The 9,737-nt window shown below is 60.9% G+C and carries 6 protein-coding genes; 4 read left to right on the top strand and 2 right to left on the bottom strand.

Annotation, left to right across the window (positions count from 1 at the left end; translation table 11 throughout):
• Positions 1 to 423: 423 nt before the first annotated feature.
• Entirely contained in the window at positions 424 to 876 is a 453-nt protein-coding gene (locus MJ785_RS09485; protein ID WP_239308893.1) for an Lrp/AsnC family transcriptional regulator, read from the bottom strand.
• Positions 877 to 1,033: 157 nt separating this feature from the next.
• On the opposite strand from MJ785_RS09485, the gene MJ785_RS09480 reads away from it, so the two are divergent.
• From MJ785_RS09480 to MJ785_RS09465, 4 genes are all read left to right on the top strand, one after another.
• Positions 1,034 to 1,972: a DMT family transporter gene (locus MJ785_RS09480; protein WP_239346703.1), complete on the top strand. Its 939-nt coding sequence runs from the start codon at positions 1,034 to 1,036 to the stop codon at positions 1,970 to 1,972.
• A gap of 921 nt (positions 1,973 to 2,893) precedes the next feature.
• Positions 2,894 to 4,777: a cobalamin-dependent protein gene (locus MJ785_RS09475; RefSeq protein ID WP_239308888.1), complete on the top strand. Its 1,884-nt coding sequence runs from the start codon at positions 2,894 to 2,896 to the stop codon at positions 4,775 to 4,777.
• Between the two features lie 168 nt (positions 4,778 to 4,945).
• The gene (locus tag MJ785_RS09470) at positions 4,946 to 6,772 is read left to right on the top strand and encodes a non-ribosomal peptide synthetase (protein ID WP_239380485.1); all 1,827 of its coding nucleotides are present in this window, start codon (positions 4,946 to 4,948) and stop codon (positions 6,770 to 6,772) included.
• A gap of 14 nt (positions 6,773 to 6,786) precedes the next feature.
• A complete protein-coding gene (locus MJ785_RS09465; RefSeq protein ID WP_239308886.1) occupies positions 6,787 to 7,584 on the top strand; it encodes a thioesterase II family protein in 798 nt (265 codons plus the stop codon).
• Positions 7,585 to 7,737: 153 nt separating this feature from the next.
• Here MJ785_RS09465 and MJ785_RS09460 read toward each other — a convergent pair whose 3' ends face one another.
• A complete protein-coding gene (locus MJ785_RS09460) occupies positions 7,738 to 8,958 on the bottom strand; it encodes a cytochrome P450 (RefSeq protein WP_239380483.1) in 1,221 nt (406 codons plus the stop codon).
• Positions 8,959 to 9,737 lie beyond the last annotated feature (779 nt).

The following is a 9,737-nucleotide window of genomic DNA, read 5'->3' as shown; positions in this document are numbered from 1 at the left end:
TTGGTCGTCGTGGTGGTAGGCAGCCTTGGGACGCCCCTCATCACCAGCGTGGCCACTACTTTCCAGGTGCCGCTCGCCAGCGCGCGGCAGCCGCTGACCAGCACTGTGCTCAGCGGCGCTGCTGCCCCACGCCCCTCCTTCTTCGGCGTGGGCGGCTTCTCCGCGTGAGGCGGCGCGGGAAGTCACCGGAGATGGTGGGGGCGACCGGCAAGCCGGGGCAGCCGTGCACCGCGCGGCCATGGATGGGCAGCGATGAGGTGAGGCGCGTGCCCCAGCCTCGCGACGCCGCGTCCCCTGTTGCCGGTCGCTCAAGGCGCTACTGGGCGAAACAGCTGTCCGGCCGGCGACCATGTCGAGCAGCCATGCTCCCAACCCGTCGTCCGCACAGGTCAACGGCCTAGCCCACGACGTGCGCCCACAGCCTCACATTGGCTCGATGACGTTCTTCCGCGAGTGCCCGTAGATCACCGAGGTGCGTACGTCCGCGAGCGCCTGGAGCTCAGTCAGTTTGTCCAGGACCACCGAATGGAGATGGTCGGCGTCGCGAACCGCCACGTGGAGAAGGAAGTCGTCGGTGCCCGTCAGCACGAAGACCGCGATCACCTCGGGCATCCGCGCCACGAACGCCTGGAACTGCTCGATGACCGCACGTGTGGGGGGCCGTACCCGCACAGCGATGATCGCTTGTAGCCCCCGGCCGAGCGAGGGGAGGTCCACGTCGGCGTGGAATCCGAGCAGCACACCGCGCTCGCGGAGGGAGCGCACCCGCTCCAGGCAGGTGGAGGGGGCGATCCCCAGCTTCTGCGCCAGGTCCCGGTTGGTGCGCCGACCGTCTTGCTGGAGAAGCCGTAGTAACGCCGAATCTAGTTCGTCCATGTTCTGCCACCTTTCTGAAAAGCCGAATTATATTCGGCCAATCTGCCATTTCATTGGATTGATTGTTAGCATCATTGCAATAATTCCGTTCGTGATTCGCTTTCTTGCTACGCGGTCCGGGCGGAGTCGTGGAGCTCGGAGGGGAAGGGACATCAGGGTGGATGAGCGGACGACAAAGGCCTTGGCGATCTGTTCTGTCGTGGCGGCCGCGCTGATCTGGAGCAGTTCGTACGCGGTGACCAAGGAGGTGCTGGCAGAAGTCGGGCCACTGACCATCGGGGCCATCCGCTTCACAATCGCCGCTGTGTCACTCGGGATCATGGTGCGCACGCGCCGCAACCCGGTTGCCCGGCCGGATGTCCGCCAGCGGCAGATGATCTATCTGAGCGGCCTGCTCGGCATCACGGCCTACTTCGTGCTGGAGAACATCGGCGTCGATCTGTCGACCGCTTCCGACGCGTCCCTGATCGTGGCCTCCTATCCGCTGATGACCATGCTCTTGGAACGGGTGCTCTTCCGGATCAGGATGCCGCCCTTTCGGGTCGTTGGCGTGCTGATCGCCGTTGGGGGAGCCTTTCTGGTCGTGCGCAACGGGGCGGAAGTCGGGGGCAGCGCGCGTTGGTTCGGCGATGTCCTGCTGCTGCTCGGCGGGCTGGTGTGGGCCGGGTACAACGTGCTGAGCAAGTACGCGGGCCGCGGGCAGGACGCGGTGAACCTCACCTATTACCAGACCGTCGCGGGCGCTGTCGGCTTCCTGCTCGCCTCGCTTCTGGAGATCGGGGAGTGGCGGCTGCCGGGCGTCACGGTTTCGGAGCTGCTCGCCTATCTGGCCGTGGCGTGCTCTGTCGGCGGTTTTCTCCTCTATAACTACGGCCTGCGCCGGATGGCCTCGAGCGTCGCGGTCAACATCCTCAACCTGGTACCGGTGTTCGGTGTGCTCGGCGCTGTGGTGATCAATGGGGAGACAGTGCGGCTCGCGCAGGTCCTCGGCGGTGTGATCATCATTGCCGGTGTAGCGCTCGGGTTGGTCGAGCGCCGAACGGCCGGTGCGAAAGCCGCAGTTCCTGAGCCGGCCCCGGTCAGCAAGCGCGCCTGAAGGGGCTCGTCCTGAGGGCGTCATAGCTCGGAGAGGACGATCAAAAGCCGGTCCGCCGACCACCTTCCCGCGGAAGCCGTACCAGGGCGTGTTGCGGAAGCCAGCTGTCCGGCTCGCCGCCTCCAGGCGGCCCTTGGCCGCGTTCTCGGCCACATCGAATACCACGCATCCGGTATCGGTCGGGCCTGTGGCCTTGTCAGGAACCACCTGGAGGCGGCTCCCTGATCGAACGATGACTTCCGAAACACGCTGTGGTGGCGAACCAAGTTCATTATGAGCGCTCTTTACCCTGATTTACCGAACTAAGTTCGTCGTCTTAGTCAACACGTTGTCTATCCGTTAACATATCGTTCGATGCGTTGGTCACGTTTGGATCAATGATCCACTAATTTGTTAACCAATGGAGGTGACAGGTACTCGGGCCAACGGGGTTCTAACCTCGCCGCGATTGGTCCCGCGGCACTGGTTGTTTTGTTCTGGAGCAGTTTGCAAGCAGTCACCAAGAGAATCTCGCAGATCTTGGGCCGTTAATTATCGGTGCGCTCCGCTTGACCAGAGCGGCTGCTATGATCCTCATGATAGCTCGTCTTCGGTCTGGCCGCGTCACCCGGCAAGATTTCATATGCGCCTGATGATTTACTTGAACGGACTCTCTAGGTCATTCCCTGTTTTATCCTCGAGAATATTATTGTCAGGTCTTTACTGCCACCGGCCCATCGATCACTGTGCGGATCTATCCGCTGATGACCATGTTTGTGAAAATGCTGATCATCCGGTACCCTATCTCACTCGCTTTGAGCCCGCGGCGTGCTCTGGCTGGTACTGGAGCGACACTGGTCGTTCATAACGGAGTCGTTCGTAGGCGGTGCCACTCGTCGGGTGCTTTCCATCTCCTGAAAGGCGAGCGAATTGAAGAAGGCCATGCTCGTTGAACTGACCGTTTTCGAGCGGATGACACCGCTGGCCTCCGGTTACCTTCAAGCGTATGCCATGACGGATTCGGTGATTCGCAGTGAGTATCGCTTCGAGCGGTATGCGGCTGTCGCCAAGACACCCCGGGCCGATATCATCCGGGACCTGGTCGGGTCAGCTGCCGATGTGTACGCGTTCAGCTGCTACGTATGGAATATGAACCTGGTGAGGTCTGTTGCGGCTGCCCTCAGGCAAGCAAGACCGTATGTGCAGATCATCTTTGGCGGCCCTCAGGTGATGTCGCAGGCCCACCGTTACCTCAGTAGTGATGATGAGCGGACCGTTCTCTGTAACGGAGAAGGAGAGATCACCTTCACGCGCTACCTGCTCGCGCTGACCGACTCCAGTCCGCGTCTCCATGAAGTCAATGGTCTCAGCTTCTACCGTGACGGCGAATTGGTGACGACTCCGAAACAGCCGAGGATTAGCAGTCTTGACGACATTCCATCGCCATTCCTGACGGGAATATTCGATGCTGCTTACAGTATAGCAATTTTGGAGACGAACCGCGGTTGCCCATACCACTGTGGGTTTTGTTTCTGGGGTGCCGCTACGAATGATCGGGTGTACCGCTTCGATGAGCAGCGGGTCCGTGATGAAATCAAATGGATAGCCGAAAACGAGATACTGTTCCTTTTCATTGCCGACGCAAACTGGGGGATGCTAAGCCGAGACATTGATATTTCTCGGCACATCACGATCTGCGCAAGAAGTCATGGGGCGCCAAACGTCGTTTATTTCTCCGCGGCGAAAAACAAGCCGCATGCGGTCACCGAAATCGCTGGTATCTTCCAGGACGCAAACCTCATCGCCTCGCAGCCGGTATCGCTACAGACCCTCGAGCCGGGCAGCCTTGATCTGATCTCTCGATCGAACATCAGACTGAGCGCCTTCGCCGCGATCCAGGAAGATTTACGCGAAAGGAGGATCAGCTCCTTCGTCGAGCTAATCTGGCCATTACCAGGGGAAACTATCGCTTCTTTTGAGCGAGGCATTGGCACGCTGTGCGAGAACGAAGCACAAACGGTGATCGCGTATCCGCATCTGCTCCTCAACAATACACCCATATATCATCATGCGGATGAAATGGGGATAGTAACCAGGCCGGCCGGCGGAGAAGTCGCGGAAGCCCGGATTGTTATTGGCACGAAAGAAGTTTCCGAAGAAGAGTTTGTCGAGGGCATGTATTATTTCTACGCCTTCCATGCCCTGCATAATACGCACAGCCTCCGGTCGGTAAGCCGCTATCTGGTGAGGCAGGCTGGAATCCAGTACCAGGAAATATTCGCCGCCTTTGCTGAATTCCTGCGCCGGCAAGGAGAAGCTGACCCCATCATCTCCTACGCGGACCGCTCCATCCGGGACGCCGATTACTACGATGTAAATAATTACGGTCTCTTCATCCATTCCGTGTTGCATGAGTACAGAGAACTTTTTGTCGATCACGTGCGTTGCTTCACGCAGAGCCAGGACTGGTGGGACGACAGCAAGGTGCGGGCCCTGTTCGAGATCGATATGCTGAATCGTCCTTATATGTATAGCAATACTCCCATGGATGTGCATACTGACGGTTTCCAGGTGCTCCGCTTCTTGGGCTGCGGTTCACGCAGCTATACAGTACAGATCCCAGCGGAATATATGACGGATCTGGCCAATGCGATCAAGATCGAAACGATGCCAGTGGATGGTATATTCACAGTTGATCATAAGCGGCTGCAATATCCATTTATGCCGACGCAGAGTCGTGACCACAGCGGCTCCTACTGCCATGGAATGATCGAAAAGGTCGGGAACGTCATGCCGCTGTGGCTGCCGGCCTCGTCTCATAAATGAGGAATCAAGGAATTTCCGCGAAAGAATAGCCGAATTATGCCGACCGGTTAACGAATCAACTGATGAGAGAACTGGACGCTCATGCCGAAATTTGATATAGGGGTTGAGGAGGCTGCCGCGGCGCCTCTTGTCCCGTCGGATCGTGATCCTATAATAACGTGGAATAAAATGCCCACCGAATATCCCCGGAGCGGTTCGCTGTGCGATCTGTTCGCACAGCAGGTCGTACGCTGCCCCGGTGCGCCCGCCGTGACATATGGTCCTATTACGTTGACGTACCAGCAGCTTGACAGGATAACCAACTCTCTGGCCTCCCGACTGCGGGAACTCGGTGTGGGGCCTGATCAGCTGGTCGCGCTCCACGCGGATCGGAGCCTCAGTGTCATTGTGGGCATGCTTGCCACCGTCAAGGCTGGTGGTGCCTATCTGGCGCTGGATCAATCCTGCCCGGCCCGTCGGTTACATACAATTCTGGAAGAATCCAAGCCTGTGGCGCTGCTGACGGAGGCAGACGAGGACGGTCTGACCGCTCTTGGAATCCCTGTGATCACAGTTGCCGAGCACTTGGGGGAGACAACGCGAGATGGCGTCACTCATGATGTCCGGATAGATGGGGGCGCTGGCTCTGAGAATCTTGCCTATGTAGTGTACACGTCGGGATCGTCCGGTATACCGAAGGGAATCTGTGTAACACACCGCAACGTGGTGCGGCGCACACGAAACATTGATTACATCAAGTTCGGGCCAGGCGACCGGGTGGCACAGATCTCGAACGCGGCTTTTGACGCTGTCACGGTCGAGGTATGGGGCGCGTTGCTCAACGGCGGGGAGCTGGTTGGATTCGACCGTGACACCATACTCTCGCCGGGCCGGCTGGCAAACGCCCTGCGAGCGGACCGCATTAACACCATGGTGATGGCGACACCGCTCTTCAACCAGCTTGCGGCGGATGACCCTTCGACGTTTTCCACGGTTTCTCAGATTCTGGTTGGCGGTGACGTAATGGCGGTCAGCCAAGCCAACTCCGTCGCGGTACTACCAGGTTGCACGCTGGTCAATGGTTACGGCCCCGCGGAATGCACGACGCTTGCCACCGCACACCACGTCACGCCGATGCCGGCAGAGCAGCTGAGAGTGCCGATCGGCCGTCCCATCTCGAACACGACCTGTTACGTGCTCGATGACATGCTGCGTCCTCAGCCGGCCGGTGTGTCCGGCCAGCTCTATATCGGCGGTGACGGCGTCGCGCGTGGTTATCTCGGCCAGCCGGAGCTGACGGCCGAGCGGTTTCTTCCGGATCCCTTCGCGGCAGAACCGGGCCAGCGGATGTACGCCACAGGGGATTTGGTATGCCGATTGTCAAACGGCTTGTTTGATTTCCTCGGCCGCGTTGACTCCCAAGTCAAAATCCGAGGCTTTCGAGTCGAAATGAATGAGGTCGATGCGACGCTGCTGCGGCACCCTGGCATCAGGGAGGCAGCGACGATCGCTGACGCTGACATCCGAGCTGGCGACAAAACACTTGTCAGTTATTACGTAGGGGCAGGCGAAGCATCCCCGGAAACAGGCGAGCTTAGGGCGTTCCTGCGTGACCGGCTGCCCGACTATATGGTTCCGGCACGGTTGATTCGCCTCCCCGAACTGCCGAAGAACGCCAACATGAAAATAGACCGGGCGCGGCTGTCATTTTCAGCGAGCGCATCGTCTCCGGCAGATAATGGCGGCTGCCTGGCAGTGGCCGAAGCGCTCGATGACGAGGTCGCGGCCATTATCGGACGGCTGCTGGATGTGCCGGCCTTCAGTCGTGCGGAGAACTTCTTCGAGAGCGGCGGGCAGTCCATGCTCGCGATCAGACTGCTCACTCAGTTGGGCAGGCGCTTCTGCGTGAACATAACGCTGGCAGAGTTCTTCGAGGACCCGACGGTGCGCGGCATTGTCAAGTACATCCGGGAGCGGAGCGATCCGGGAGCCCAGCCTGGGGAAGGGCTTCTATGAGGAGGGCGACTGACGTGTTGTTTTTCCCTCCGTGCCGGGCGGAAGCCATTCCTCCGCCGACGCTGGACGCGGACGCGATCCAGTTGTTCTGTCTGCCTCATGCAGGGGCAGGCGCGTCGATATATCGGGAGTGGCCTGTATTGCTGGCCCCGGGCATTGAGGCGATACCCGTACAGTTCCCGGGACGGGAAAACCGCCATGGAGAGCCGGCGCTCCATTCGGCCACGGAGCTTGTCGCCGACCTGAGCGGGCCTTTGGCGACCCGCGCGGGGAGGGAGTTCGCCTTGTTCGGGCACAGTATGGGCGCTTTGCTCAGTTATGAACTGGCGCATGAGCTGTCCGCGCTCGGCAAGCCGCCGAGACATCTTTTCGTCTCGGGGCTTGGCGCGCCGCATCTGCCGCCTGCCGGGCCGCAGCTGCATGATTTGCCGGACAGCGAGCTTCTAGCGGTCATCGCGGATCTGGAAGGGACTTCACCAGAGGTATTAGCCCAGCCGGAGCTGGTGCAACTACTGTTACCCTTGTTCCGCGCGGATCTTGAGGTCTGGGAGACGTATATCCCGCACCGGAGCTCGTTACAGGTGCCGGTCACGGCGATGGGCGGCCGCCATGATCCTGGCGTCAGCCTGGACAGGCTCAGCGCCTGGGGAAGCCTGACATCAGCTGACTTCCATCTCACGGTCTTCGACGGTGGCCATTTCTACCACCATGCTGCGCCTGACGATGTGGCCGCGGTCTTAAGGGAACGGCTACGGGAGGCCAGCTTGGGGCCAGCAGCTGCGCCGAATACGATCTCGGTACAAACGATTTGACGCCGGCTCTGGCTGACACGCGGGTATCCCGGGTGCCAGCTGTCCGCGCATATCGCACGTTGGCGATTTTTGGGCTGGTGACTTCGACAGCTGAGCCGAGTTTGTCAGGCGGCGCGAGAGCCTCCGGTGGGCACTGCCTGGTAGGGGCGCGGGTCAGCGCAGCCGGACAGGGAGGTTCTCCAGCCCGTGGATGAGGCTGGAGGGCCGCCAACGCAGCGACGATTCGGGCATCGCCAGCGCCAGTCCGGGGAAGCGGGGCAGCAAGCTCCCGAACGCAATCTCGCCCTCCAGCCGTGCCAGCGGCGCGCCGAGGCAATAATGGATCCCGTGCCCGAACCCCACGTGGCCCGACGCGTCCCTGCCCACGTCCAGCCGGTCCGCGTCGGCGAACCGTGACGGATCCCGGTTCGCCGACGCCGTTGCGAGCATGACCCATTCTCCCGCGGGGATGACGACGTCGCCGATGGTCACCGGCTCCAGCGTGAATCGTTCGGTCGCGTGGTTCAGGGGGTTCGCGTACCGCAGCAGCTCCTCGACCGCCGAAGGCAACAGCGCAGGATCGTCGCGCAACCGATTTAGTTCGGCTGGATGAGTCAGCAGCGCCAGCACCCCGCCGGCGATCAGGTTCAGCATTGTCTCATGCCCGGCGACGAGCAGCAGGAACATCATCGAAAGCAATTCGTGCTCCGACAGCGAATCACCCGAGTCGCGGGCCGCGATCAGCGCCGAGAGCAGGTCGTCTGCCGGTGACCGTCGGCGCTCCGCGACCAGGTGCGTGAAATATTCGTACATAGCGACGGCGGTCGCGCGAGATTCCTCGCGCGTCCCCCGCGAGGACAACAGCGTCTCCGACCACTTACGGAACGCCTGCCGGTCGCCGACTGGAATGCCGATCAGCTCGCAGATCACGGTCACTGACAGCGGAAACGCGAACACCTCGATCAGATCTGTCTCAGCGGGGCCGTTCGCCATCGCGTCCAGCCGCTCGTCGGTGATGTCCGAGATCCGTGGCCGCAGGGCGGCCACCCGGCGTGGAGTGAAGGCTTTCACCACCAGGTGGCGTAGCCGGGTGTGGTCGGGCGGATCGAGGTTCAGCATGTGCTGGTCGAGAAACGCCTGTACGGGGTCCACGTTGATGTCGAAATCTTCGGGTGTCATGTGTGTTACCCAGTCCTTGGCCAGGCGGGGATCGGCCAGCGCGGCGCGCACGTCCTCGTACCGGGTGACGAGCCAGACCTGGACACCCTCGGGTGTGATGACCGGAGTCACCGGCGCGGACGAGCGCAGCCGCGCGAAAAAGCCCTGGGGATCCTGGAAAAATGAATCGCCTAGCCGCTCGGTCGCGGCTGAGAGGGTTCCCCCTGCATCCACCATGACGTTAGCTTAACTAATAGCGTGTTTGGCCACAAGCGACGTGGATGGCGTGCGGCCCAGATGAGTGCCCGGCGTCGTGGAGCAGCGTCGCGAGACTGAGTGCCCTGGGGGAATCTTTTACCCCCAGGCCGCAACGCCATGCCGGCACGGCAATGCGTCGGCGTAGCGTCGACAGAAAGAAATCGACAATGGCCAGTTCAAGATACAGTGCCTGTGAACTGGGAAGCGGCACCGGCAGGATTAACATTCGATATTGATATTGCGACCTTGCGGACCGCGGCGCTGATTCCGAGCCGTTCCCAGGCCTGGCCGGACGCCAACGGCCCAGGCAGCGGGTGTCGACCACACCTCCCCACGTCAGTGGGACCAGTACCGCCAGGACCGGTGTGAGGAACCGGCAATCGAGGCCAGCGGCCGGGTGGGCGCGTCCCGGTCGATCTGGTCGGCCCAGTCGAAGTTGCATATGATCTTGATGCTTGGACTGTCCGTCACTGGGTGTCGCTTGTTCTGGGTGAGCTGGAGGCAGCGCACAACCGAGCCGCCCTTGTTCGTCAGCCGGGTCTCACGCGGGTACCTGCCTACCAGTGAACCGGGAAGTACCAGCTATGTCCAGCAATCTGCCAGCAGGCGTGCACCTGCGGAATTCGGTCCGGCAGGCTTGTTTTCAACCATGCGACCAGGGATAGCGAGTGGGGCCAGGCCTCAAGTATGCCTACGAGCCGTGGAATCTCGGTCTCAGGAGGCGTGCTTACGATGAATTCATCGAGGTCAGAGCACGT

It is taken from the genome of Protofrankia sp. CiT1, assembly GCF_917627335.1.
Taxonomy (GTDB): Bacteria; Actinomycetota; Actinomycetes; order Frankiales; family Frankiaceae; genus Protofrankia.
This window is presented reverse-complemented; position numbering and strand designations above follow the sequence as displayed.

Excerpts from the sequence above, each read along its gene's own strand:
- MJ785_RS09485 (WP_239308893.1), bottom strand. The coding sequence starts at position 876 with ATGGACGAACTAGATTCGGCGTTACTACGGCTTCTCCAGCAAGACGGT.
- MJ785_RS09475 (WP_239308888.1), top strand. The coding sequence starts at position 2,894 with ATGCTCGTTGAACTGACCGTTTTCGAGCGGATGACACCGCTGGCCTCC.
- MJ785_RS09470 (WP_239380485.1), top strand. The coding sequence starts at position 4,946 with ATGCCCACCGAATATCCCCGGAGCGGTTCGCTGTGCGATCTGTTCGCA.
- MJ785_RS09460 (WP_239380483.1), bottom strand. The coding sequence starts at position 8,958 with ATGGTGGATGCAGGGGGAACCCTCTCAGCCGCGACCGAGCGGCTAGGC.